Source organism: Saccharothrix ecbatanensis (genome assembly GCF_014205015.1).
Taxonomy (GTDB): domain Bacteria; phylum Actinomycetota; class Actinomycetes; order Mycobacteriales; family Pseudonocardiaceae; genus Actinosynnema; species Actinosynnema ecbatanense.
In genome coordinates this window covers 6042153-6067139 of record NZ_JACHMO010000001.1, presented here as the reverse complement: position 1 = coordinate 6067139, position 24987 = coordinate 6042153, and the positions used below count along the sequence as shown (strand labels likewise).

General features: G+C 71.4%; 22 protein-coding genes. 14 read left to right on the top strand and 8 right to left on the bottom strand.

What is annotated here, in order from left to right; translation table 11 throughout:
• The first annotated feature begins 31 nt into the window (after positions 1-31).
• Complete coding sequence (gene ligA / locus F4560_RS25775) at positions 32-2248, top strand: NAD-dependent DNA ligase LigA (protein WP_312869476.1); 2217 nt, start codon at positions 32-34, stop codon at positions 2246-2248.
• Positions 2249-2323: 75 nt separating this feature from the next.
• Here the strand turns inward: ligA and F4560_RS25770 are convergent, their stop codons facing one another.
• A complete protein-coding gene (locus F4560_RS25770; protein ID WP_184924005.1) occupies positions 2324-2758 on the bottom strand; it encodes a protein-tyrosine phosphatase family protein in 435 nt (144 codons plus the stop codon).
• A 131-nt stretch (positions 2759-2889) separates the two neighbouring features.
• Here F4560_RS25770 and F4560_RS25765 point away from each other — a divergent pair, with 131 nt between their 5' ends.
• Positions 2890-3396, top strand: coding sequence for a GNAT family N-acetyltransferase (locus F4560_RS25765; protein ID WP_184929388.1), 507 nt, complete (start codon positions 2890-2892; stop codon positions 3394-3396).
• Here F4560_RS25765 and F4560_RS25760 read toward each other — a convergent pair.
• Positions 3377-3787 carry an SWIM zinc finger family protein gene (locus F4560_RS25760; protein ID WP_184924003.1) on the bottom strand — a complete coding sequence of 137 codons (411 nt, stop codon included), beginning with the start codon at positions 3785-3787 and terminating at the stop codon, positions 3377-3379. The genes F4560_RS25765 and F4560_RS25760 overlap by 20 nt on opposite strands.
• A gap of 26 nt (positions 3788-3813) precedes the next feature.
• On the opposite strand from F4560_RS25760, the gene F4560_RS25755 reads away from it, so the two are divergent.
• Together F4560_RS25755 and F4560_RS25750 are read left to right on the top strand one after the other, a co-directional pair.
• Positions 3814-4539, top strand: coding sequence for a 3-keto-5-aminohexanoate cleavage protein (locus tag F4560_RS25755; protein ID WP_221483644.1), 726 nt, complete (start codon positions 3814-3816; stop codon positions 4537-4539).
• A 31-nt stretch (positions 4540-4570) separates the two neighbouring features.
• On the top strand, positions 4571-5209 hold the full coding sequence (locus F4560_RS25750) for a LysE family translocator (RefSeq protein WP_184924001.1): 639 nt from the start codon (positions 4571-4573) through the stop codon (positions 5207-5209).
• Positions 5210-5339: 130 nt separating this feature from the next.
• Here the strand turns inward: F4560_RS25750 and F4560_RS25745 are convergent, their stop codons facing one another.
• The gene (locus F4560_RS25745) at positions 5340-5990 is read right to left on the bottom strand and encodes an ACT domain-containing protein (RefSeq protein WP_184923999.1); all 651 of its coding nucleotides are present in this window, start codon (positions 5988-5990) and stop codon (positions 5340-5342) included.
• 226 nt (positions 5991-6216) lie between these two features.
• On the opposite strand from F4560_RS25745, the gene gatC reads away from it, so the two are divergent.
• The 7 genes from gatC to F4560_RS25710 all read left to right on the top strand — a co-directional run bounded on the left by gatC (position 6217) and on the right by F4560_RS25710 (position 15849).
• Positions 6217-6516 carry an Asp-tRNA(Asn)/Glu-tRNA(Gln) amidotransferase subunit GatC gene (gene gatC, locus F4560_RS25740; protein WP_015104569.1) on the top strand — a complete coding sequence of 100 codons (300 nt, stop codon included), beginning with the start codon at positions 6217-6219 and terminating at the stop codon, positions 6514-6516.
• A 73-nt stretch (positions 6517-6589) separates the two neighbouring features.
• A complete protein-coding gene (gene gatA / locus F4560_RS25735) occupies positions 6590-8104 on the top strand; it encodes an Asp-tRNA(Asn)/Glu-tRNA(Gln) amidotransferase subunit GatA (RefSeq protein ID WP_184923997.1) in 1515 nt (504 codons plus the stop codon).
• Positions 8101-8292: a hypothetical protein gene (locus F4560_RS25730; RefSeq protein WP_033437546.1), complete on the top strand. Its 192-nt coding sequence runs from the start codon at positions 8101-8103 to the stop codon at positions 8290-8292. The genes gatA and F4560_RS25730 overlap by 4 nt, the downstream gene beginning before the upstream one ends.
• Entirely contained in the window at positions 8289-9791 is a 1503-nt protein-coding gene (gene gatB / locus F4560_RS25725; protein WP_184923995.1) for an Asp-tRNA(Asn)/Glu-tRNA(Gln) amidotransferase subunit GatB, read from the top strand. The genes F4560_RS25730 and gatB overlap by 4 nt, the downstream gene beginning before the upstream one ends.
• Before the next feature lie 324 nt (positions 9792-10115).
• Entirely contained in the window at positions 10116-10325 is a 210-nt protein-coding gene (locus tag F4560_RS25720; protein WP_184923993.1) for a hypothetical protein, read from the top strand.
• A gap of 104 nt (positions 10326-10429) precedes the next feature.
• Complete coding sequence (locus F4560_RS25715; protein ID WP_184923991.1) at positions 10430-13078, top strand: CHAT domain-containing protein; 2649 nt, start codon at positions 10430-10432, stop codon at positions 13076-13078.
• 278 nt (positions 13079-13356) lie between these two features.
• A complete protein-coding gene (locus F4560_RS25710; RefSeq protein ID WP_312869474.1) occupies positions 13357-15849 on the top strand; it encodes a M14 family zinc carboxypeptidase in 2493 nt (830 codons plus the stop codon).
• 25 nt (positions 15850-15874) lie between these two features.
• Here the strand turns inward: F4560_RS25710 and F4560_RS25705 are convergent, their stop codons facing one another.
• Positions 15875-17059, bottom strand: a complete 1185-nt coding sequence (locus F4560_RS25705) for a PQQ-dependent sugar dehydrogenase (protein ID WP_184923989.1) — start codon at positions 17057-17059, stop codon at positions 15875-15877.
• Positions 17060-17069: 10 nt separating this feature from the next.
• Positions 17070-18215, bottom strand: coding sequence for an alpha/beta fold hydrolase (locus tag F4560_RS25700; RefSeq protein WP_184923987.1), 1146 nt, complete (start codon positions 18213-18215; stop codon positions 17070-17072).
• 30 nt (positions 18216-18245) lie between these two features.
• On the opposite strand from F4560_RS25700, the gene F4560_RS25695 reads away from it, so the two are divergent.
• Both F4560_RS25695 and F4560_RS46280 read left to right on the top strand, forming a co-directional pair.
• Entirely contained in the window at positions 18246-19160 is a 915-nt protein-coding gene (locus tag F4560_RS25695) for a 2-hydroxyacid dehydrogenase (protein WP_184923985.1), read from the top strand.
• A 70-nt stretch (positions 19161-19230) separates the two neighbouring features.
• The gene (locus F4560_RS46280) at positions 19231-19959 is read left to right on the top strand and encodes a DoxX family protein (protein ID WP_184923983.1); all 729 of its coding nucleotides are present in this window, start codon (positions 19231-19233) and stop codon (positions 19957-19959) included.
• A gap of 48 nt (positions 19960-20007) precedes the next feature.
• On the opposite strand, the gene ilvD is transcribed toward F4560_RS46280, so the two are convergent.
• From ilvD to F4560_RS25675, 3 genes are all read right to left on the bottom strand, one after another.
• Positions 20008-21852, bottom strand: coding sequence for a dihydroxy-acid dehydratase (ilvD, locus tag F4560_RS25685; protein WP_184923981.1), 1845 nt, complete (start codon positions 21850-21852; stop codon positions 20008-20010).
• A gap of 79 nt (positions 21853-21931) precedes the next feature.
• Positions 21932-22375 (bottom strand): vitamin K epoxide reductase family protein, encoded by a 444-nt coding sequence (locus tag F4560_RS25680; RefSeq protein ID WP_184923979.1) that lies wholly within the window; start codon positions 22373-22375, stop codon positions 21932-21934.
• The gene (locus F4560_RS25675) at positions 22372-22839 is read right to left on the bottom strand and encodes a PH domain-containing protein (RefSeq protein WP_184923977.1); all 468 of its coding nucleotides are present in this window, start codon (positions 22837-22839) and stop codon (positions 22372-22374) included. Before F4560_RS25675 ends, F4560_RS25680 begins: the two co-directional genes overlap by 4 nt.
• A 269-nt stretch (positions 22840-23108) precedes the next feature.
• Here F4560_RS25675 and F4560_RS25670 point away from each other — a divergent pair, with 269 nt between their 5' ends.
• Entirely contained in the window at positions 23109-24947 is a 1839-nt protein-coding gene (locus tag F4560_RS25670; RefSeq protein WP_184923975.1) for an acetolactate synthase large subunit, read from the top strand.
• Positions 24948-24987: the final 40 nt, after the last annotated feature.

Genomic DNA, 24987 nt, shown 5'->3' with positions numbered 1-24987 from the left:
AATTGTCGGACCCCCTGGTTACCCTCATGCCGTGACCAGCAGCGACCCGTTGAACCCGACCCAGGCTCACGTGCAGGGCGTCGAGGACGTGCCCGCCGACGTGCGGGAGGAGCACGCCGCGTTGGCCGAGGTGGTGCGCGGGCACCAGTTCCGCTACTACGTCCTCGACTCGCCGACGGTCAGTGACGGCGAGTTCGACGAGTTGCTGCGCGAGCTGGCGGCGTTGGAGGAGGCGCACCCCGGGCTGGCCACGCCCGATTCGCCCACCCAGCTCGTCGGCGGCACGTTCTCCACCGAGTTCAGGGCGGTCGACCACCTGGAGCGGATGCTCAGCCTCGACAACGTGTTCTCGGTCGAGGAGTTGCAGGGGTGGTTCGACCGGGTGCGCAAGGAGGTCGGCTCGGAGGTCCACTTCCTGTGCGAGCTGAAGATCGACGGCTTGGCGATCAACCTGCTCTACGAGCACGGGCGGTTGGTGCGCGCGCTGACCAGGGGTGACGGGCGGACCGGCGAGGACGTGACGCTGAACGTCCGCACGCTGGAGGACGTGCCGGAGACGCTGACCGGCACCGACGCCTGTCCCGTGCCCGCGCTGGTCGAGGTTCGCGGCGAGGTGTTCTTCGCCGTGCAGGACTTCCTGGAGCTGAACGCGCGGCTGGTGGAGGCCGGCAGACCGCCGTTCGCGAACCCGCGCAACACCGCCGCCGGGTCGTTGCGGCAGAAGGACCCGAAGGTGACGGCGTCGCGCCGGCTGCGGATGATCTGCCACGGGCTGGGCAAGCGCGAGGGCTTCGAGCTGACGCGGCAGTCGGAGGCGTACGAGGCGCTGAAGGCGTGGGGCTTGCCGGTGTCGTCGCACACCAAGGTGCTGGGCACGTTCGAGGAGGTCGGCGAGCACGTCGGCTACTGGGGCGCGCACCGGCACGACGCCGTGCACGAGATCGACGGCGTGGTGGTGAAGGTGGACGAGGTGTCGTTGCAGCGGCGCCTGGGCAGCACGTCGCGCGCGCCGCGGTGGGCCATCGCGTTCAAGTACCCGCCGGAAGAGGCGACGACCACCTTGCTGGACATCAAGGTGCAGGTGGGGCGGACGGGCCGGGTGACGCCGTTCGCGGTGATGGAGCCGGTGAAGGTGGCCGGTTCGACGGTGGCCCGGGCGACCTTGCACAACGCCGGCGAGGTCAAGCGCAAGGGCGTGCTGATCGGCGACCGCATCGTGATCCGCAAGGCCGGCGACGTGATCCCCGAGGTGCTGGGCCCGGTGATCGAGGCCCGCCCGGCCGACGCGCGCGAGTTCGAGATGCCGCTCACCTGCCCCGAGTGCGGCCACGCGTTGCGTCCGATGAAGGAAGGCGACGTGGACATCCGCTGCCCCAACGCGGCGGCGTGCCCCGGTCAGCTGCGCGAACGCCTCGCCTACCTCGCGTCCCGCAGGTCGTTGGACATCGAGGTGCTGGGCTTCGAGGCGGCGGCGGCCCTGGTCGACTCCCCGGTGTACTCGGACGAGGGTGACCTGTTCGACCTGGACGCGGCCAAGCTGGCGCAGGTCGACCTGTTCCGCACCAAGGACGGCGAGCTGAGCGCGAACGCGGTGAAGCTCCTGGACAACCTGGAAACGGTCAAGCAGCGTCCACTGTGGAGAGTCCTGGTCGCCCTCTCCATCCGCCACGTCGGCCCCACCGCGGCCCGTGCGCTGGCCCAGGAGTTCGGCTCGCTGGAGCGCGTCATCGCGGCGTCGGAGGAGGAGTTGGCGGCGGCTGACGGTGTCGGTCCCACCATCGCGACGGCCGTGCGGGAGTGGGTGGAGACGCCGTGGCGGCAGGCCATCGTGGACAAGTGGCGCGCGGCGGGCGTCCGCATGTCGGAGGACCGCGACACCTCCATCCCGCGCGACCTGAAGGGGTTGTCGATCGTGGTGACGGGGTCGCTGGAGACGTTCTCGCGGGACGAGGCGAAGGAGGCGATCCTGTCGCGCGGGGGCAAGGCGGCGGGCTCGGTGTCCAAGAAGACGGCGTTCGTGGTCGTGGGCGAGTCGCCGGGTTCCAAGGCGGAGAAGGCGCTCCAGCTCAAGGTCCCGGTACTGGACGAGGCAGGCTTCCGCGTCCTGTTGGACGAAGGCCCCGAAGCCGCCACCAAGGTGGCCACGTTCGCCGAGGACCCCGCAGCCACTGAGGACCCCACGGCCACCGCAGACCCCACGGCCACCGCAGACCCCACGGCCACCGAAGACCCCGCGGTACCCGAGTAGGGCGCGGACTCGGCGTGTGAACCTGGCGCGTCGACTTGGCGGGTCGACTTGGCGCGTCGACTTGGCGCGTCGACGTCACGCAAGGGCGGGGAAGCGCGTCACCCACCGCTTCTGCCAGGGCGTTTCCACCGCACGCCGGTTGTAGTGGGCCCGCGTCCACGCCACCGCGTCACCCGACGGCACGCCCGCCAGCACGGCCAGGCACGCGATCACCGTCCCGGTCCGCCCGACACCGCCGCCGCACGCCACCTCGACCCGTTCACCCGCCACGGCCCGCACGTGCAGGTCCCGGATCAGCGCCACGGCCTGCTCCGCCGACTTCGGCAACCAGAAGTCCGGCCACTCGACCCACTCGTGCGGCCACGTGATGCCGGCCCCGCGCTGCTTGCGCATCTTCGCGGACCCCAGGTAGAGGCCGTAATCAGGCGTCCCCTCCGGAGCCGGGTACCGCAGACCCCGGCCGCGCACGAGGGCTTTGTCTGGCAGTTCGATCGCACCGGGAAGGGGCATGACGCCATCATCGCGGCCCGCAGTCTTGCGGACGGTCCGGGGTGACATCCGCCCCGATCCTTGATCGCGCCCGCCCGGCGCAGTTGTCTTGAACACGATCGGGGAGGTTCAGCGAGGTGGAGGGGTACCAGATGGCCGACATCGTGGTGAGGCCCGCGCGGGAAGACGAGTGGGCGGCGGCGGGTGCGATCACCGTCGCCGCCTACCAGGCCGACCGGCACATCGACAGCCACACCGGCGGGTACGCCGACAAGCTGGTCGATGCCCGCACCCGTGCCCGGGAGGCGGAACTGCTGGTGGCGGTGGACGCGGAGAACACCGTGCTCGGCACCGTCACGGTGGTCCAGCCGGGCACCTCCTACGCCGAGGTCAGCCGGGACGGCGAGGTGGAGTTCCGGATGCTCGCGGTGAGCCCGTCCGCACGCGGCCGAGGCGTGGGTGAGGTGCTGGTGCGCGCGGTGGTCGTGCGGGCGCGGGAACTGGGCGCGCGGCGGCTGGTGATGAGCAGTTCCGAGCACATGACCACGGCGCACCGCCTCTACCAGCGGCTCGGGTTCCAACGGCTGCCGGAACGCGACTGGCAGCCGGTGCCGGGCGTGGACGTGATGGCGCTCGGGTTCAGCCTCGAACTCGCATGATCTCGTCGCGCAGCGACCGGTCCCGTGACGCCTGGTCGTAGAGCAGCCCGACCAGCGTCGCGTGGTCCAGCTCGGCGAGGCGGACGCGCAGCTCCTCGTCCTCCGCGTCCGGCGGCGGCACGGTCAGGCCGCGCTCCAGCAGCACCAGGCCGACGGCCACGCAGTGCTTGCAGAAGAAGCCCTGCGAGCCGTACGGGCACGAACAGGTGCCCGTCAGGTGGGTGTCCTCCCACTGCAACGTCACCCGGTACTCGGACGCGCCGAGCACCAAGGCCTCCACGTGCCGCGAGCGCACGGCCAGCTCGGCCACGGAGTCACGGTAGGTCAGCCCGCGCCAGTACGACTTGGCGCCCGCGTAGTGGCGCAGCAGGGCTGAGGTCAGCGTCGGCATGGCGGTATCCAACACCTTGTGGTTCGGTGGGTTTCGTGCTCCAGGCTTGTCTGAACGGCGCCCGCGAGCCGGGCAGTCACCCTAGTCTGCCGATCACCCCGCAGGAGCTGGCGGCGGACGCGGTGGAGTGCGCGGCGCTCGGCGTCACGTCGTTCCACCTGCACCCGCGGGACGTGGTCGGCTTGGAGGTGTTGGCCGGTCCGGAGGTCGCCACCTCGGTCGCCGTGGTGCGCGCCGCCGTGCCGCTCGCCGAGATCGGCGTGACGACGGGCGCGTGGATCGTGCCGGACCGGGTGCGGCGGGCCGAACTGGTGCTCGGGTGGGCGGGCCTGGCCGCCGGACGTCCGGACTTCGCGTCGGTCAACGTGCACGAGGACGGCTGGCTCGACATCGCCACCGCGTTGCGTGGGGCGGGCATCGGGATCGAGCTGGGCGTGTTCCACACCGCCGCCGCGCGAACGCTGCTGGACGCGGGCGTGCCGGAGGGGACGGTCCGGGTGCTGGCCGAGGTCCAGCCGGGGGAGACGACGCGGCACGCCGACGAGCTGCTGGACCTGCTGACGCCGCTCGGCGTGCCGATCCTGCTGCACGGCGAGGACGACAGCGCGTGGCCGGTGCTCGACTACGCGTTGTCGCGCGGGCTGGACACCCGTATCGGTCTCGAAGACACCCTCACCGCCCGTGACGGCACGCCGGCGGTGGGCAACGCGCAGCTCGTGGGGCTTGCCGCCGTGGCGGAAAAGCACTGGTAGAGCGGGTGTCCGGCGTGGTTTCGTTGGTGGCATGGTGTCCACCGACCGGCTCCTGGCCTTCGCGGCCATGTCGTTCCTGCTGATCGTGATCCCCGGGCCGAGCGTGCTGTTCGTGGTCGGCCGGGCGTTGGCGCAGGGCCGCCGTGCCGCGTTGATCACCGTCTTGGGGAACACGCTCGGTGCTTACGCGCTCGTGGTCGCTGTGGCGTTCGGCGTCGGGGCGCTCGTGGAGCGCTCGGCGTTCGTGTTCACGACCCTGAAACTCGTCGGCGCCGCGTACCTGGTGTACCTGGGCGTGAAGGCGGTGCGGCAGCGTGGGTCGTTGCACGCCTCGTTCACCGGGGGTGGTCCGGTTCGCGGTGGTATGCGGACGTTGTGGGAGGGCTTCGCGGTCGGCGTGGCGAATCCGAAGACGATCGTGTTCTTCGCCGCCGTGCTGCCGCAGTTCGTGGACCGTGCCCAAGGCCACGTAGCTGCTCAGATGCTCCTGCTGGGCCTGGTCTTCAACGTCATCGCCGTGGCGTCCGACAGCGTATGGGGCCTGGCCGCCGCCACCGCCCGCACGTGGTTCGCAAGCTCCCCGCGCCGCCTCTCCCTCGTCGGCGGCGCCGGCGGCCTCGCCATGATCGGCCTGGGCGTGACCATCGCCACCACCAGCCGCCACCCCTGAACCCCCGCGCGTGTCGAACCTTCAGGTCCCGCGTGTCGAACCTCCAGGACCTCCGAATTCAACGTTCCGAACGTTCGACTCGGTGGGCCTGAGTGTTCGACTCGCGCGACCTGAGTGTTCGACTCGCGGGTTAGTCGGGGAGGACGACGGAGACGATGCCGGCCAGGTGGGCGAGGCGGGCCACTTCGGCGGCGCGGAACATGGGGCCGCCGGGACGGCCCACGAGCAGGACGCGGTCCGGTTTGCCGAGAGGGGTGGCGGCCAGCTCGGTGCCCAGCTCCCGCCACGTCTCCGGCACCCAGTCCTCCTCGCCGTCCAGCACGGTCGCCCGCGCCAGCGGCATCCACGGGGCCTCCAGCTTCGTCTCCGGCGCGGCCGACGACGAGGTCAGCCGGCGCACGGTGGACCCGTCCCACGACACGACCACCGCCCACCCCGCCCGGATGATCTTCGGCACGCCCTCGGTGAACACCGCGAGCCCGTTGCGCGGGTCCTCGGCGACCTCTTCGACCAGCTCCAGCTCGCGGTGGGTGTCCAGCACACCCGCGTACGGCCGGACGGCGTCCACCTCGACGCCTTCGATGGACTCGGCGGCCGTGATCAGCACGTCCGGCAGCCGCCCGGAGGGCAGTTCGACCACCAGGTCGTCGATGGCCAGGCCGGCGCCGCGTTCCACCACGTCCACGCTGAGTATGTCGGCCCCGATGGCGCCGAGCGCGGAGGCGACCGCGCCCAGGGTGCCGGGACGGTCCGGGAGCTGGACCCGGATCAGGAAGGACACGGTGCAGGCCTCCAAAGGCTGTGGGTGGAGCATCGAGGTGGAACTCGCCGGTCGATGATTCTCGCAGACGCAGCTTCGCTTTCCGACCCACCAGGCACGTTGCCCACCGGTAAAATCGCGCACCCACGCGCGCGGGCGCGGGTAACCCGGTCGAAGTCCGCCCTGACCAGCCAATAGACTCGGCAGGTCCAAAAACCATAAAACCAGACCCCCGGGGGTTGACGAGGTGCCCAGCATCTCCCGCGACGAGGTCGCGCATCTGGCCCGCCTGGCGAGGCTCGCCGTCACGGACGACGAGCTGGACCTGTTCGCCGGCCAGTTGGACGTGATCCTCCAGTCGGTGGCCACGGTGGGCGACATCGCCACCGCGGACATCCCACCCACTTCGCACGCCGTTCCGCTGACCAACGTGTTCCGCGAGGACGTGGTGCGTCCCAGCCTCGGTCAGCAGCAGGCGCTCGCGGGCGCCCCCGCCGCCGAGGACGGCCGCTTCCGGGTGCCCCGCATCCTGGGGGAGGAAGCATGACCGCCGACGTGATCTTCTCCGCGGAGGCGGCGTCCGGTACCGCCGACGTTATCTTCCGCGCGGAGGCGGAATCATGAACAGTCTGATCCGCAGCACGGCCGCCGAGCTGGCCGCCAAGATCGCGAGCCGCGAGGTCTCCGCGGTCGAGGTCGCCCAGGCCCACCTCGACCGCATCGGCGAGGTCGACGGCCCGGTCAACGCGTTCCTGCACGTCGACACCGAAGGCGCCCTCAAGGCGGCCCGGAAGGTGGACGAGGACCTCGCGGCCGGCGTCCACGTCGGCCCGCTGGCCGGCGTGCCGATCGCGCTCAAGGACGTGCTCACCACCGAGGGCGTGCCGACCACGGTCGGTTCGAAGATCCTCGAAGGCTGGATCCCGCCCTACGACGCCACGGTCACCCGCCGGCTGAAGGAAGCCGGGGTGGTGATCCTCGGCAAGACCAACATGGACGAGTTCGCGATGGGCTCCTCCACCGAGAACTCGGCGTACGGCCCGACCCGCAACCCGTGGGACCTGGACCGCATCCCCGGCGGCTCGGGCGGCGGCTCGGCGGCGGCGCTGGCCGCGTTCGAGGCCCCGCTGTCCATCGGCACGGACACCGGCGGCTCGATCCGCCAGCCCGGCGCGGTCACCGGCACGGTCGGCGTGAAGCCCACCTACGGCGGTGTGTCGCGGTACGGGCTGGTGGCGTTCTCGTCGTCGCTCGACCAGGCCGGCCCGTGCGCCCGCACGGTGCTGGACGCGGCGCTGCTGCACGAGATCATCGCCGGGTACGACCCGATGGACTCCACCTCGATCAACGCGCCGGTCCCGCCCGTGGTGGCGGCGGCACGCGAGGGTGCGAACGGCGACCTGACCGGCGTGCGCGTCGGCGTGGTCACGCAGCTCAGCGGTGAGGGCTACCAGCCGGGCGTGCTGCGCAGCTTCGAAGCGGCCGTGGCGCAGCTCAAGCAGCTGGGCGCCGAGGTCGTCGAGGTCTCGTGCCCGAGCTTCGACTACGCGCTGCCCGCGTACTACCTGATCGCGCCCAGCGAGGCCTCGTCCAACCTGGCCCGCTTCGACGCGATGCGCTACGGCATCCGGGTCGGCGACGACAGCACACGCAGCGCCGAAGAGGTCATGTCGCTGACCCGCGAGGCCGGTTTCGGCCCCGAGGTGAAGCGGCGCATCATGATCGGCACGTACGCGCTCTCGTCGGGCTACTACGACGCGTACTACGGCTCGGCGCAGAAGGTGCGGACGCTCATCAGCCGCGACTTCGAGGCCGCGTTCGCCACCGTGGACGTGCTGGTCTCGCCGACCACGCCGACCACCGCGTTCCGGATCGGCGAGCGCACCGGCGACCCGATGGCCATGTACAAGGCCGACCTGTGCACGATCCCGTCGAACCTGGCCGGCAACGCCGCCATGAGCGTCCCGAGTGGACTGTCCGATGAGGATGGTCTGCCGGTCGGGCTCCAGATCATGGCGCCCGCGTTGCAGGACCACCGGATGTACCGGGTGGCGGCGGCGTACGAGGTCGCGCGCGACGCGGCCCTGGGCACGCCGGTGATCCAGAACGTGCCGCAGTTGGCAGGTGCCCGGTGAAGCGCGGACGCACGATCCTGTCGCTGGTCGGCGCCGCGGGTGCGGCCACCAGCGCGTTCTCCACGTTGAAGGCGGCCCGCGGCAAGAACGACAAGCTCGCGCTGGCCAACGCGGTGGCGAGCATCCTGGTGGCGATCACCGGTGCGGCGCTGGCCGTGCGGGGTCTGCGGAAGGACGGGAAAGCATGACGTCGGTGCACGAGCTGATGGACTACGCCGAGGTCATCGAGCGCTTCGACCCGGTGCTCGGGCTGGAGGTGCACGTCGAGCTGCACACCAACACGAAGATGTTCTGCGGCTGCGCGAACGTCTTCGGCGGTGAGCCGAACACGCAGGTCTGCCCGACCTGCCTCGGCATGCCCGGCGCGCTGCCCACGCTCAACGGCAAGGCGGTGGAGTCGGCGATCCGGATCGGGTTGGCGCTCAACTGCGAGATCGCGGAGTGGTGCCGGTTCGCCCGGAAGAACTACTTCTACCCGGACATGCCGAAGAACTTCCAGACGTCGCAGTACGACGAGCCGATCGCGTTCAACGGCTACCTGGACGTGACGCTGGACGACGGCTCGCTGTTCCGGGTCGAGATCGAGCGCGCGCACATGGAAGAGGACACCGGCAAGTCGCTGCACGTCGGCGGCTCGGACGGCCGCATCCACGGCGCGGAGCACTCGCTGCTGGACTACAACCGGGCCGGCGTGCCGCTGATCGAGATCGTCACCAAGATGATCCCGGGCACCGGCGAGCGGGCGCCCGAGGTGGCGCGCGCGTACGTCACCGCGTTGCGCGACCTGCTGAAGGCGCTCGACGTGTCGGACGTCCGGATGGACCAGGGTTCGCTGCGGTGCGACGCGAACGTGTCGCTCTCGCCGAAGACCACGGGCGAGCTGGGCACCCGCACCGAGACGAAGAACGTCAACTCGCTGCGCAGCGTCGAGCGGGCGGTGCGGTTCGAGATGACCCGCCAGGCGGCCGTGCTGGCGTCCGGCGGGAAGATCACCCAGGAGACCCGGCACTTCGACGAGTCCACCGGCAGCACGTCGCCGGGGCGAACGAAGGAGACGGCGGAGGACTACCGGTACTTCCCGGAGCCCGACCTGGCCCCGATCGCGCCGTCCCGCGAGTGGGTCGAGGAGCTGCGCGGCACGCTGCCGGAGCTGCCGTGGGAGCGCCGCAAGCGGGTGAAGGACGAGTGGTCGCTGACCGACGCCGAGCTGCGCGACCTGGTCAACGCCGGTGCGGTGGACCTGGTGGCGGCGACGGTGGACGCCGGCGCGACGCACACCGAGGCCCGGTCGTGGTGGGTGTCCTACCTGACCAAGGAGGCCAACAACCGCGGCGTCGAGCTGACCGAGCTGGCCATCACGCCGGCGCAGATCGCCCGCGTGATCGGGTTGGTGAACTCGGGTGAGCTGACGAACAAGCTGGCCCGCGAGGTCGTCACCGGTGTGCTGGAGGGCGAGGGCGAGCCGGAGGCCGTCATCGAGGCCCGCGGCCTGAAGGTCGTCTCGGACGACTCGGCGCTGGAGAAGGCGGTGGACGAGGCGCTGGCCGCGCAGCCGGACGTGGCGGCGAAGATCCGCGACGGCAAGGTGGCGGCGGCCGGTGCGATCGTCGGCGCGGTCATGAAGGCGACGAAGGGTCAAGCGGACGCGAAGCGCGTGCGCGAGCTGATCATCGCCCGCTGTTCGTAGCAGTGGTTCCACCGGTGGGGCAGGGCTCTCGTGAGCCCTGCCCCACCGCTGTTTCCGGGCGCCCTTCTGCGGTCACGAGATGCCGTCAGAGTGTTAAGGCGTTCACCCATTCGTGTGGTAACACTCCTTGAAGCGCTTCTCCGGTGCTGGCAGATGGCCTAAGGAACGGGCCAGTGGTTGCTCTCCGTGAAACTGAACCTTCTTGGCTGCGTCCATTTGTGTCACGCTTGAACCGTTCGGCCGGGGTCGGGGGACCCGCCGAAACGATCAATCCGACGCAGAGGACGCCCCGCCCGAGGGGTCTGTTGTAGGGGAGGCAACGCGATGGCTCGTCATGACCCGAACCTCGTCAACCGGATCGACACCGTCGAGGAAGGCATCATCGACGCGGGAACGGACACCGGCGGGGGTGGTGGGGGCGCGGAGCCCACCGGCGGCCCGTACAAGCCGACCGGCGACCCGCTCGTGAAGCCGATGGGCGGCCCGTACAAGCCGACCGGCGACGAGCCGGTGGCGGTCACGCCGACCAACTGATCGCCGAGCGATCTGATCGCCCAGCGACCGACATTGCAGTGACGTCACACCGGGTGCCGCCGACCTCGTGGCCGGCGGTATCCGCCTGTCCCCTGTGATCTCATATGACGGTGCCTGCGCAAACACCCGTTCGCAGACCACGCGGGACGCGCCGCGCCTCCTCCGGGCCGGACGACACGGTCGCGCTGGCCCGGCAGCTGCACCGCAGCGCGTTGGACGCGGCCACCGCCGACCGACACCCCGCCGCGATCCGGCAGATGCGCCGGGGCCTGGCCCTGCTGGAGACCCCGGGCATCGACCCGCAGGCACGGCTTGAGGTCCGCACCCGGCTGCTGAACACGCTGGCGTTCTGCCTCGCCGAGACGGGCAACGTGGACGACGGCCTGGTCCAGCTCGCCGGCGTCGACCGCGAGCTGGCGGGCCTGCGGGACGAGGAGTTGCGCGCCCACCTCTCCACCCTGGTCAACCTCAACCGCGCCGCCCTGCTGTGCCGGGTCGGCCGCATCGACGAGGGCATCGCCCAGCTCGACCGGGAGATCGAGCGCAGCGAACGGCGCCTCACCGCGCACGCCGGCCAGGAGTCCGTCGACCTGCTCGCGCTCGCGTTGTCCAACCGGGGCAACGCGCACGGCGAGGTCCACCGCCACGAGAAGGCCGTCCGCGACCTGAACCGGGCGGTCGAGCTGGCCAACGCGCACGACCTGCCGTTGCGCGCCGCGATCGCCGAGCACGCGTTGGGCAACGCGGTGCAGCGCGCCGGTGACATCCCGGCCGCACTGCACCACTACCACGAGGCCAACCGGGCGTTCCAGGAACTCGAACCCGGCCTGCTGCTGCGGCTGCGCATCGACCAGGCCGAGGCGATGATCAGCGTCGGTCTGGCCGACGAGGCCGGTCGGCTGCTGGACGAGGTGCTGCCGGAGCTGCGCCGCCAACGCATCGGGCAGGACGTGGCCGAGGCCGAGCTGTTCCGCGCGGCGGCGGCGTTGCAGGACGGCGACCTCGTGCTGGCCCGGCGGATGGCGCGGTCGGCGCAGCGGAAGCTGGTGGGGCGCGGCAGTCCGGCGTGGGCTGCGGTGGCGGGGCTGATCGCGTTGCGGGTGGACGTGCTGCGGGCCTTGGAGTCACGGCGGCCGGTCGCCGAAGTGGTGGTGCGCGCCCTGGAGCTGTCCGTCGAGCTGGCCGGGTTGAAGCTGCTCGACCAGGCCGCGTTCGCGCTCGTGCTGGCGGCCCGGCTGGAGATCCGCCGGGGTTCCCCGGACCGCGGCGCCGAGTTGCTGCGCCGCGTCCCCAAGTCACGCCGGATCACGCCGATCGACCACCGGATGCTGCTGCGGCTGTGCCGGGCGGAGCTGGCGCTGGCCCGCGGCAACGAGCGGGTGGCGTTGGCGCAGGCGAAGGCGGGGTTGGCCGAACTGGGCCGGATGCGGGACCGACTGGGTGGGCTGGAACTCGTCTCGGGAACCGCCGTGCACGGCCGTGAGCTGGGTGAACTCGCCGTCCGGCTGGTGCTGGAGGCCGGTGACTCGGCGGCCGACGCGAAGCGGCTGTTCACCTGGCTGGAGCGGACCAGGGCGCAGCTGTACCGGTACGACCCGGCCGAGTCCGCGGTGGATTCCGAGCTGGGCGAACGGATCGCCGACGTGCGCCGGTTGAGCCGGGTGCTGCTGCGGGCCCGCCTCGACGGCCTGCCGACCGCCGAGCTGGAGGGGCGGCTCAAGCAGAGCCAGCGTGCCGCGACGCGGATGGGCTGGACTTCCGGCCCGTGGGGCACGCCGCGCCCGGTCGTGACGCCGGACGAGGTGCTGGCCCGGCTTGGTGGACGGGCCATGGTGAGCTTCGCGGTGTCCGACGACGAGCTGGTCGCCTTGGTGCTGGCCGGGGAACGTGTCCGCATGGTGCGCCTCGGGTCGGCCGCCGCCGTCACGGAGAGCGCGCGCCGCCTGCACGCCGACCTCAACGCGTTGGCGCCGGACTACCTGCCGCCGCTGCTGGCGGAGGTCATCGCGGCGTCCGCGCGCCGTGAGGCGGAGAAGCTGGACCGGCTGCTGCTGCGTCCGCTGGCGCCGATGATCGGCTCGCGGGAGCTGGTCATCGTGCCGACGGGTGCGCTGTACGTGGTGCCGTGGGGTGTGCTGCCGATGTGCGCGAACCGGCCGACCACCGCCGCGCCGTCCGCCACCGCGTGGGTGTCGGCGATCCGGGCGGACCGGGAGCCGGCCACCGGGGTGCTGCTGGTGCGCGGTCCGGGGTTGCACGCGGCGCAGGGTGAGATCGACCGGCTCGCGGGTTACCACGGTGAGGCGAAGCTGCTCGGCGTCAGCGAGGCGCGGGTGAACTCGGTGCTGGAGGCGTTGGACGGCGTGGAGTTGGCGCACATCGCCGCGCACGGCGAGCACGAGCCGGAGAACGCGCTGTTCTCGCGGCTGGAGCTGGTGGACGGCGCGATGTTCGCGCACGAGGTGGGGCGGGTGCGCCGGCCGCCGCACCAGGTCGTGCTGGCCGCGTGCGAGCTGGCGTTGAACCGCGTGCGGCCCGGTGACGAGCCGCTGGGGTTCGCCGGCGCGCTGCTGGCGAGCGGCGCGCGGACGGTGATCGCGGCGTCCAGCCGGGTGGGCGACGAGCCGTCGGCGGCGGCGATGGCCGACTTCCACCGCAACCTCGCGGGCGGGGCGTCACCGGCGGTGGCGTTGGCCGACGCGGTGGCCGTCGACCCGCTGCGCCGCCCGTTCGTGTGCCTAGGCTCGGGCTGACCTCAAACCCCCAGCTCACCCCGTGAGTCCTACGTTCACGTCGCGTGAGTCCTACGTTCAGAACCCCCGAATTCAACGCTCACGCACCCCGCCGCTCGTCGTGAGCGTTGAATTCGGGGGTCGCGAACGTAGGACTCACCCGTTCCGAACGTAGGACTCACGGGTTCTGAACGTAGGACTCACCGGATGGGTGACCAGCCGTTCGCCGGTTGACCGGGTGATCCGCAACCACTACTCAGGGTGTAGGAGTTCTTCGGCGATCGATCGGAGGCGGCCCGGTGCGTTCGTTGTTGATCACGGTGTTGTTGCTGGCCACGATGGCCACCCCCGCGAGCGCCGAGCCCGTCGTCGGCCGGGCCGACCAGCCCGCCAACGGCACGGAACGCAACCACGTCGCCGCTCCCGCGCCACCCCGGCCGGCCGTGGCGAGCGGCCTGAACCGCCCCGACGCCAAGCTCGGCTACCCCCGCCGCACGCTCCTGCGCGCCTACCCGGAGGACCAGGGCGACCGGTCGATCAAGCTCGGTCTCGCGCCGTACCACTCGCTCGCGCCGCGCCTCAACGACCTCCAGCGCCGCAGCGACCGGGTTTCCGTCGAGGTCGTCGGCCAGTCGACCCAGGGACGCGACCTCTACCTGGTGACGCTCACCGCCCCCGAAAGCGCGGCCCAGACCCGCAAGCAGGACGCGTGGCGCGAGAAGATCGAGAACGACCCGGTCGCCGCCGCCCGCGACCAGCTGCTCCGCAACACCTACAAGGCGCCGGTGTGGATCAACGCCAACATCCACGGCGACGAGTGGGAGGGCACCGACGGCGCTCTCCGCGTGATCGAAGCGCTCGCGCTCGGCACCGACCGGCACACGGCGGAGTTCTTACACCGCAACCGCGTCTACGTGAACCTCACGGCGAACCCCGACGGGCGGGTGGCCGGGACGCGGGCCAACGCGAGCGGCTTCGACCTGAACCGCGATTTCGTCACGTCGTCGCAGCCGGAGTCGCGGGCGATGCGGGACGTGGTCAAGCGCATCCAGCCGTTGCTGGTGCTGGACGAGCACGGGTACGTGGCGAACACGCTGATCGAGCCGACCACGCCGCCGCACGGCCAGAACTACGACTTCGACCTCTACATCAAGCACGGCTACGCGGGCGGCCTGCACATGGAGGACGCCGTGCAGGCACTCGGGCACTCGGAGGCGGCCACGCCGGAGATCCCGTTCCGCGACTACGAACCCGGCGTGTGGGACGGCTGGGCGCCGATCTACACAGCGCAGTACTCGATGTACCACGGCGCCGTGTCCTACACGGTCGAGATCCCGTTGCGGGTGAACCGGAACGACTACGTGACGCAGCCCGTGACGGAACTGCGGCGGCGTTCGGCGATCAACACGGACGTGGTCGAGGCGACGATCCGCAGCGCGCTCACGTACGTGCGGGACAACCGGCTTTCGATGGTGGACAACCAGATCGAGATGTTCCGCCGTGGTCTGGCGGGGGAGTCGCAGCGGTTCGTGCCGGACGGTTTCGTGCCCGGTTTCGGCCCGGAGGACCGCTACACCACCGAGTTCCCGCGCGCGTACGTCGTGCCGGTGGGCGATGGGCAGCGGTCCGGTCCGGCCGCGGCACGGTTGGTGGACCACCTGGTGGCGCACGACGTGCGGGTGAAGCGGGCGGAACGGGCGTTCTCGGCGGGCGGTCGGGAGTACCCGGCCGGGTCGTACGTGGTGGACATGCACCAGCCGAAACGCGCTCTGGCCAACGTGATGCTGGAGGCCGGTCGGGACATCTCGGCCAAGGTGCCGGTCATGTACGACATCAGCGGGTGGAGCCACCGGCTGCTGTGGGGCGCTTCGGTGGACGTCGTGCGGGACGGGTCGGTGGACGTGCGCGGACGTGACGTGGCGGCGGCGTCGCCGACCGGTTCGGTGACGGCCCCGGAGGGCAGCGACCTGGCGCTCGTGCCGGCCGACGGCCAGGACGCGGCGGCGGTGAACGACCTGCTGTCGCGTGGGCTGGAGCTGCGTCGGCAGGCGGACGGGACGATCGTGGTGCCCGCCTCGGCACGGTCGGCGGCGGAGGAGGTGTCGAACCGGTACGGGGTCCGGTTCACGGCCGTGGGCACAGTGGGCGGGGTGCCGTTACGGCGTCCGGTGGTGGCCGGTGCGGTGGCGGCGGATGAGCTGAAGGCGTTGCGGGACATGGGTTTCGAGGTGCGACCGGTGTCCACGGACGTGCTGAACGGCGGGTTCGACCTCGCCGCGGTGGACGTGCTGTTCGTGTCGTCGGGGTTGCGGTACGACCAGCTGACCGTCGCGGCGAGGTCGGGGGTGGACGCGTTCCTCGCGCGCGGTGGTGTGGTGACGCGAGGGGCGACGGGGGCGAGGTTCAACGCCGACGCCGGGGTGCTGCCGGTGCGGGCGGTCGCGGGACGGGAGGACGCGAACGGGGTCGTGACGGTCGTGGACGACGCCGGCGAGGTCGGTCACTCGTTCGTGTACGCGCCCTACTGGTTCACCGACCTCGGGCCTGGGGTGAGCGTGCGACAGCGGTACCAGGACGTCGTCGCGGGGCACTGGCTCGCCCGTGCCGACGGTTCCGGTGGGCCGGAGGCGGCGGCCGGTCAGGCGGCGGTGGTGGCAGGCACGTCACCCCGAGGCGCCCGAGCGGTCCTGTTCGGCACCGAACCCCTGTTCCGCGACCACCCGAAGGGCCTGTACCGACAGGTGGCGGACGCCGTCTACCGCACCGCCGCCCACCCGGGAACGGCGCTCTGAGAGCGGGCCGGTTCAGCGAGCCGGCTCAGTCCCTGCCGCCCTCGGGGTCCTGCTCACGCACGATGATCACCACGCGGTCGTCGCTGGAGACCGGTGTGCCGCCCGCGTTCTTGTTCACGGTGCCGACCAGCGCGGTCGTGTCGTCGAGGGCCAGCACCGGGCCCAGGCGGCCGAAGCCCTCGGCGCCGTTCAGGGTCACCTGGGGTTTGCCGGTGAAGCTGCCGTCCGGGTTCATCGGCAGGTTGATCATGCCGGGCACGGCGCCGGTCGCCAGCGCCACCATGTTCGAGAACGACGCGCAGCCGCCGATCCCCGGCCGGTCCGGCCACGACCACGCCGGGTCGCCCAGCGCCTTGCCCGGCTCCACCCGGTACAGCAGGTCGGCCGACGCGCCCGCGTCCGTCACCCAAGTCTTGCTTCCGTCACCCGAAACGCACAGCCCACCGGGCGACTTCAGCCCGCTCGCCAGCACCCGCGACCCGGCCGTCGGGTTGCCCCGCGCCGGCTGGCCGGTGCCGTCGATCCGCAGCACCTTCCCGGCGAGCGAGTTCGGGTCGGCCGCCGACGCCGGGTTGCCGGCGTCACCGGTCGCCACCAGCAGTGCGCCGGTGCGGTCGTAGGCCAGCACGCCCCGGTTGCCCGTCGGCCCCTTCGGGATACCGGTCAGCACCGGCTTCGGCACGTCCCCCGGCGCCAGCCGCATCACCCGGTTGTCGGTCGCCGTGGTCACGTACACGTACACCAGCTGGTCCTCGGCGTACGTCGGCGACAGCGTGAGCCCGCTCAGCCCGCCGTCAGTCGACGCGTCGACCTCGAACTTCGCCACCTCGACCGGGTCGACGTCCTTCGTCACCCTGAGCAGCCGCCCGGTGACGCGCTCGGTCGCCAACGCCGTCACCGCGCCGGTCGTCTGGTTCACGTCGGTCAGCGCCACCCCGGACACCGGTTCCAGGCACGTGCCGACCACGGCCGGGCTGAAGTCCTTGCAGCCCTCGGGCGGCGGCACCGGGGTCGGCTGCTGGCCGGGTTGCTGGCCCTGCCCAGGTCCTTTCGGCAGCTCGCCGGGCAGTTCGGGCACCGGCCCGGCCTGCGGCGTCAACTGCTGGGCCGGGCTCCACCCGGCCGGATCCGGCTGCTCGGGGAAGCTCGTGCAGCCCGCGGCCAGCAGGCCCAGGGCCGAGCCGATCAGCACTCCACGCAGTCGAGACACGCACCCCAGGTTAGGCGCGCGGCCGTGAACGCGAGGTGAGCGGTCCGTCCAGTTCGTGCACGGCCCGGTGCACGGCGTCAGCCCGGTCGAGGAGGAGGTCCAGCTCGTCCGCGACCAGCTGCGGGTCCTCCAACGGCAGGAAGTGCGTGTTCGGCAGCAGTCGCACCCTCGCCTGCGGCAAGCCGGCTACCGGGCCGACCACCCCGTCCGTCGAGGCGAGCAGGTCGTACCGCCCGGCCAGGACGGTTGTGGGGCACGTCACGCCGGTCAGGTCGAGCCGGGGCGACCGGCCCAAGGCCAGCGCGAGGGTGAAGTACCAGCGCCAGTCGTGCTGGAGGTACCGGCGCAGCGACCCGGCCAACGACCCGGCCGGCGCCGCCGCCGACGAACCGTCGAGGCCGCCCCCGAGACCGGCCAGCCGCCCGAGCGCGGCCAGCCCGCCGAGACCGGGTAGACCGGCCAGCCGCCGGAGGCCGGGTAGATCGGCGAGGCCAGCCGCCCGCCCGAGCCCGGACAGTTCGGACAGCCGCCCGAGCCCGGACAGTTCGGACAGCCGCCCGAGCCCGGACAGTTCGGCCAGCCGCCCGAGCCCGGACAGTTCGGCGAGTGAGGCCAGCCGCCCGAGACCGGCGAGACCGGCGAACCGGCCCGGGTCCGGCACTGGCAGCCGGTGCAGCACGGCGTCCAGCAGCGGCCCCGCCGCCTTCAGCGCTGTCACCCCGGACACGCCGATCAGCCGCCGCAGCTCCACCGGCACCCCCGGCAACCCGAGCACGCTCCCGAACGCGTCACCGGGCACGCCCGCCACCAGCATCAGACCGCTCACCCGCTCCGGGTGCCGCAACGCCAGCGCGGCGGCCACCGTCACGCCCATCGACCAGCCCATCACCACGCACCGCTCCACACCGCCGGCGTCCAGCACGGCCACCGCGTCGGCGACGTGGTCGTCCAGCCGGATCCGGCCGGGATCGGCGGGCCGGTCCGACGCCATGGTGCCGCGGTGGTACCAGCTGTGCACCCGAGCCGCCGGCAGCTCCGGCCACAACGTCGGCACCGCGCCGAGGCCGGGGCTCAGGAGCACGTCGGGCCCGTCGGCCTTGGTCCGCCACACCCTGATCCGCGTGCCGTCCGCGGAGAAGACGTCGTGCTCCCGCATGGCGGCAAGTGTGCCGTAACGTGCGAGACCGTGAGCCTCACCGTTCTGGTCCCCGACGAACTCGGTGTCCGCGCGCTGTCCGACGTGGAGGGTGTGCGGCCCGTCCGCTACGAACCGGGGCAGCCGCTCCCGGCCGAAGCCGCGCAGGCGGAAGTCCTGGTGCCCAAGTTCCTCCACGGCACGGACCCGCGTGACGTCTTCACCCAACTGCCGTCACTCAAACTGGTGCAATTGCTGTCGGCGGGCGCCGAGCGGTTCATCGGAGTCGTACCCGATGGTGTGATGCTGTCGACGTGCCGAGGCGCGCACGGCGGCAGCACGGCGGAGTGGGCGATCGGCGCGCTCCTCGCCATCTACCGGGACTTCCCGGTGTTCGAGCGGGCGCGGCAGGACCGGCGTTGGGACTACCACTTCACGGAGACCTTGCAGGACAAGAAGGTCCTCGTGGTCGGCGCGGGCGACCTGGGCGAGCAGTTCCGCCGTCGGCTGGAGCCGTTCGACGCGACCGCGACGCTGGTCGGCCGCACCGCGCGGCCCGGTGTGCACGGCGTCGACGAGCTGCCCGAACTGCTCGGCGACTTCGACGCGGTGCTGGTCGTGGTGCCGCTGACCGAGGAGACCACCGGGATGGTGGACGCGAAGTTCCTCTCCCGGATGAAGGACGGCGCGATCCTGGTCAACGCCGCACGTGGCGCGGTGGTCGACACAGACGCGTTGCTGGCCGAACTCACGTCCGGACGGCTCCGCGCGGCACTGGACGTGACCGAGCCCGAGCCGCTGCCGTCCGACCATCCACTGTGGACCGCACCCGGCCTGTTCCTCACCCCGCACGTGGCCGGCAGCTGCACTGGTCACAGCGAACGCGCGTACGCCGTGGTGGCCGCCGAGGTCGCCAGGTTCGCCCGGGGAGAGCAGCCGGTGAACCTGGTCAAGGGCGAGTATTAGACCATTTGGGTGAACCGGCACGGCGAAACGGACGCTCGCGGAGGTCGTCCGAACCTCCTAACGTGCGGGCGTGGCTACTCACGACGACCGTTCGAACGCATCGAGCGGCTACTCCGACGACGGGTACTACTCCACGAGTGGCGTGGGCGGCGGAGTGCACCACTTCGACGACGGCACCCAGACCACCACCAAGAGCGACACGTTCACCAAGGACACCCAGGGCTTCGACACGACCGGTTACACGCCGATCGCCGACCTGGACAAGCCCACCACCTACGACAACTTCGAAGACGACGAGCGCAAGCCGTTCGGCTGGACCGCGAGCGCCGACATCGGCCTGCTGGTGCTGAGACTGGCGCTCGGCGGCGCGTTCGTCATGCACGGCTTGCAGAAGGTGTTCGGCCTGTTCGGCGGGCCGGGCATGGACGGGTTCACGTCGAACCTCCAGTCCATCGGGTTCCGCGAGGCGCGGATCCTGGCGTGGGTCACCGCGGTGACCGAGCTGGGCGGCGGCGCGCTGCTGATCCTCGGCCTGTTCACGCCCCTCGCGGCGGCCGGCGTGCTCGGCGTGATGATCAACGTCCTGGCGCTGAAGTACAAAGGCGGGTTCTTCGCGCCCAACGGCGTGGAGCTGGAGGCGGCCTACGCGGCGATGGCGTTCGCGGTGCTGTTCGCCGGCCCCGGTCGTGCCTCCATCGACAACAACCGCAGCTGGTTCCGCCACCCGCTGCTGTCCGGCTTCATCTGCCTGGTGATCACCGCCGGCGCCACCGCGGCGACCCTCTACGTCTTCCGGTGAACGGAAACCGGCCGGCGGAAGCACCCGCCGGCCGGTTTCCAGGAAGACCTACTTGTTCACGTCACGCACGGCGCCCGTGGACGCGTCGCTGGCCATCCGGGCGTAAGCACGCAGCGCCGCGGTCACCGGCCGGACCCGGTCCACCGGCTGCCACGGCCGCTCGGAAGCCTCCATCTTGGCCCGCCGCTCGGCCAGCACCGTCTCGTCCACCAGCAGCTCCAGCCGCCGCTCGTGGATGTCGATCAGGATCCGGTCGCCGTCCCGCACCAGCCCGATCACGCCACCGCCCGCCGCCTCCGGCGACACGTGGCCGATGGACAGCCCCGACGTGCCGCCGGAGAACCGCCCGTCCGTGATCAGCGCGCACTTCTTGCCCAGACCCGCGCCCTTGAGGAACGCCGTCGGGTGCAGCATCTCCTGCATCCCCGGCCCACCGGCGGGCCCTTCGTAGCGGACCACGAGGACGTCACCCGGCTGGATCTCCTTCTTCAGGATCGCCGACACGGCCTCCTCCTGGGACTCCACCACCCGCGCCGGCCCTTCGAAGTGCCACAACTCCTCTTCGATGCCCGCCGCCTTGATCACCGCGCCGCGCTCGGCCAGGTTGCCGTGCAGCACGGCCAGGCCGCCGTCCTTCGTGTACGCGTGCGCGACGTCCCGGATGCACCCGCCCGCCGCGTCCGTGTCCAGCTTCGACCACCGGTTGGACGTGGAGAACGCCTGCGTGGTGCGCACCCCGCCGGGCGCGGCGTGGAACAGTTCGACGGCGCGCTTCGACGGCGAAGCTGCGCGGACGTCCCACTCGCCCAGCCACGACGAGATGTCCGGGCTGTGCACGGTGTGCACGTCCTCGTTCAGCAGACCACCGCGCCACAGCTCACCCAACAGGGCCGGGATTCCACCCGCCCGGTGGACGTCCTCCATGTGGTAGTCCGAGTTCGGCGACACCTTCGACAGGCACGGCACCCGCCGGCTCACCGCGTCGATGTCCGCCAGCGTGAAGTCGATCTCGCCCTCCCGCGCGGCGGCGAGGACGTGCAGCACGGTGTTCGTGGAGCCGCCCATCGCCATGTCCAGCGCCATGGCGTTCTCGAACGCCTTGCGGTTGGCGATCGAGCGCGGCAGCGCCGACTCGTCGTCCTGCTCGTAGTACCGCTGGCACAGGTCCACGATCGTGCGGCCGGCCTCGGAGAACAGCTCGCGGCGCGCGGAGTGCGTGGCCAGGGTGGAGCCGTTGCCCGGCAGCGCCAGGCCCAGCGCCTCGGTGAGGCAGTTCATCGAGTTCGCGGTGAACATGCCCGAGCACGAACCGCAGGTCGGGCACGCGGACCGCTCGACCTCGGTCAACCCGGCCTCGTCCACGGCCGGCGACGCGGACGCGGAGATCGCGGTGATCAGGTCGGTCGGCGCGACGGCCACACCGTCCACCACGACCGCCTTGCCCGCCTCCATCGGCCCGCCGGAGACGAACACGACCGGGATGTTGAGCCGCATGGCCGCGTTCAGCATGCCGGGAGTGATCTTGTCGCAGTTGGAGATGCACACGATCGCGTCGGCCTGGTGCGCGTTCACCATGTACTCGACCGAGTCGGCGATGATCTCCCGCGACGGAAGCGAGTAGAGCATCCCGCTGTGCCCCATGGCGATGCCGTCGTCCACGGCGATCGTGTGGAACTCGCGCGGCACCCCGCCGGCCTCGCGGATCGCGTCCGCCACGATGTCCCCGAGGTCACGCAGGTGCACGTGACCCGGCACGAACTGCGTGTAGGAGTTGGCGATGGCCACGATCGGCTTGCCGAAATCGCTGTCGGTCATGCCGGTCGCCCGCCAGAGCGCGCGGGCACCCGCCGCGTTGCGGCCGTGGGTCGTGGTGCGGGAACGGAGCGGTGGCACGGCTCCTCCAGAAGTCTTTTCGAGAGCTGCTACGCGAACGGCGCGCGCGGGGTGGGCGCGGGAGGCTGGGAGCGGTGCCTCAGAGATTACTCCGCCGCAACGCGCCGATGACGAGCACGGCGGCGAGCGCGAGTGTGATCACGTGCACGGCGGTGCACCACAGGCAGATCTTGCCGATGAGCACGAACTCGGCCGCGACGAGGTAGACCACGAACAGCACGCCGACGGCGATCGCCGCCAGCCTGGCCCAGTGCAGCATCTCGTTGCGCCAGGCGAACGGCAGGCACGCGACCGCCATGAACACGAAGAACGCCAGCCCCAGCACCGCGACCGGGATGCCGAACAGCTCGGACTGCTCGCTGCTGGTGACCGTGCCGCAGTCGATCACCTCGCCCTCGGCGCACAGCAGCGCGCCCGCGGTGAAGTGCGCGACGGTGAGGTAGGCCGAGACCGCCAGGCCCGCCAAGGACAGCAGGAGGCTGACGACCTGCACCCAGCCGAGGGTTCGCGTGGTGGAACTCACTCGTCCGACTTTAGCGGCGGCGGCGTCTCGTCCTCGTCGGGTTCGGCAGGGGCGTCAGCGGGCTCCTCGACGTCCGGCACCGCCGTCGGATCGGCCACTCGACCGCCGCTGACCAGCGACAACGTGGGCAGGTGGCCGGCGCGGACGGCGGGCAGCCGCAGCATCGAGTCGTCCGCGAGGACCGCCGACAACCACCCCTTCGGCACAACCTTGATCGCCTTCACGTCCGACCACTCGACCACCCGCTTGCCGAACGTGCTCCGCGCCACGATCCGCTCGCCGTCCACGGTCGTCCGGTTGCGCAGCACCCACCACGCGAAAGCGGCCGGGAGCAGGTAGAGGGCCTGGAGACCCGGCGCGGCCCAGGCGACGGGCGTCGCGCAGACGGCGGCGGAACCGGCGGCGATCAGGGCGGGCGTGGGGATGCGGAACACGACTTTCGGCACGTCGCCAGATGCTGCCACCGGTCCTCCGAGCGGGTGACTCCGACCCACGTCCACGCAGCTGGAGCCGTCCACCATCCGGGAGTGCCGTCCCGCACAGTTGACGCTCCGCACCCTTCACGGTTAACGTCAGGGCCATGCAGCGCAACCTCGTTCTCGTACTTCCCAGGCGCGTCGACGCCTAGGCATTCGAGCTTGCGTCGACGCGCGACCCTCGTCCGGCCCGTATGGGTTGGCGAGGGTTTTTTCGTGCCCGGACCGTGCATTCTCCTTACCCACGAGGCAGACAGATGACCAGCGCAACCTCGCGACCGGCTCCCGGTGAGTCGCCGTCGCCCCGCCCTGGACCGCGGCCGAAGCCGGCCCCACCGAGCGGCGCCCCCGTCCGCATGACCGGCGCCCAGTCCCTCGTCCGCTCGCTGGAGGCGGTGGGCTGCGAGGTGGTGTTCGGCATTCCCGGCGGCACGATCCTGCCCGCCTACGACCCGCTGCTCGACTCCACCAAGGTGCGCCACATCCTGGTCCGCCACGAGCAGGGCGCGGGCCACGCCGCGACCGGGTACGCCCAGGCGACCGGCAAGGTCGGCGTGTGCATGGCCACCTCCGGCCCCGGCGCGACGAACCTCGTCACGCCGCTCGCGGACGCCAACATGGACTCCGTCCCGGTGGTCGCCATCACCGGCCAGCAGTCCCGGCCGCTGATCGGCACCGACGCGTTCCAGGAAGCCGACATCTGCGGCATCACGATGCCGATCACCAAGCACAACTTCCTCGTCACCGACGCCGCGGACGTCCCGCGCGCCATCGCCGAGGCGTTCCACCTGGCCTCCACCGGCCGCCCCGGCCCCGTCCTGGTGGACATCCCCAAGGACGTGCTCCAGGAGATGACCTCGTTCTCCTGGCCGCCGGAGATGCGCCTGCCCGGCTACCGGCCGACGACCCGGCCGCACGGCAAGCAGGTGCGTGAAGCCGCGAAGCTGATCGCCGCGGCCCGTCGCCCGGTGCTCTACGTCGGCGGCGGCGTGATCAAGGCCGAGGCGTCGGCCGAGCTGCTGGCGCTGGCCGAGTCCACCAACATCCCGGTGGTCACCACGCTGATGGCGCGCGGCGCGTTCCCCGACTCGCACCCGCAGCACATGGGCATGCCCGGCATGCACGGCGCGGTCGGCGCGGTCGCCGCGATGCAGAAGTCGGACCTGCTGATCGCCCTCGGCGCGCGGTTCGACGACCGGGTCACCGGGCAGCTGAACTCGTTCGCGCCGGACGCGCAGATCGTGCACGCCGACATCGACCCGGCGGAGATCTCCAAGAACCGGCGCGCGGACGTGCCGATCGTGGGCGACTGCAAGGAGATCATCAGCGAGCTGGTCGACGCGGTCCGGGTGGAGAAGGAGAACGCGGCTGACAGCGTCGACCTCGCACCCTGGTGGGCGCAGCTCAACGCGCTGCGCGAGACGTTCCCGCTGGGCTACGACTGGCCAGAGGACGGCACGCTGTCGCCGCAGTACGCGATCGAGCGGATCGGCGTGCTGACCCCGGCGGACACCCTGTTCACCGCGGGTGTCGGCCAGCACCAGATGTGGGCGGCGCAGTTCATCAAGTACGAGTCGCCGCGCACGTGGATCAACTCCGGCGGCCTCGGCACGATGGGCTACGCGGTGCCCGCCGCGATGGGCGCGAAGGCCGGCGTGCCGGGCGTCCAGGTGTGGGCGATCGACGGCGACGGCTGCTTCCAGATGACCAACCAGGAGTTGGCCACCTGCGCCATCGAGGGCATCCCGATCAAGGTCGCGGTGATCAACAACGGCAACCTGGGCATGGTCCGCCAGTGGCAGACGCTGTTCTACGGCGAGCGCTACTCCAGCACCGACCTGGGCACGCACAAGCACCGCATCCCCGACTTCAAGCTGCTCGCCGAGGCGTACGGCTGCGCAGGCCTGCGTGCCGAGTCGCGCGAAGAGGTCGACGGGGTCATCCAGAAGGCCATGGAGATCAACGACCGGCCGGTCGTCATCGACTTCGTGGTCGGCAAGGACGCCCAGGTGTGGCCGATGGTCGCCGCGGGCACCGGCAACAGCGAGATCATGGCCGCGCGCGGCATCCGCCCCCTGTTCGACGAGGACGAATGAGCGCCCGAGCGGCGTGGATCGCAACGACGAGGACGAGTGA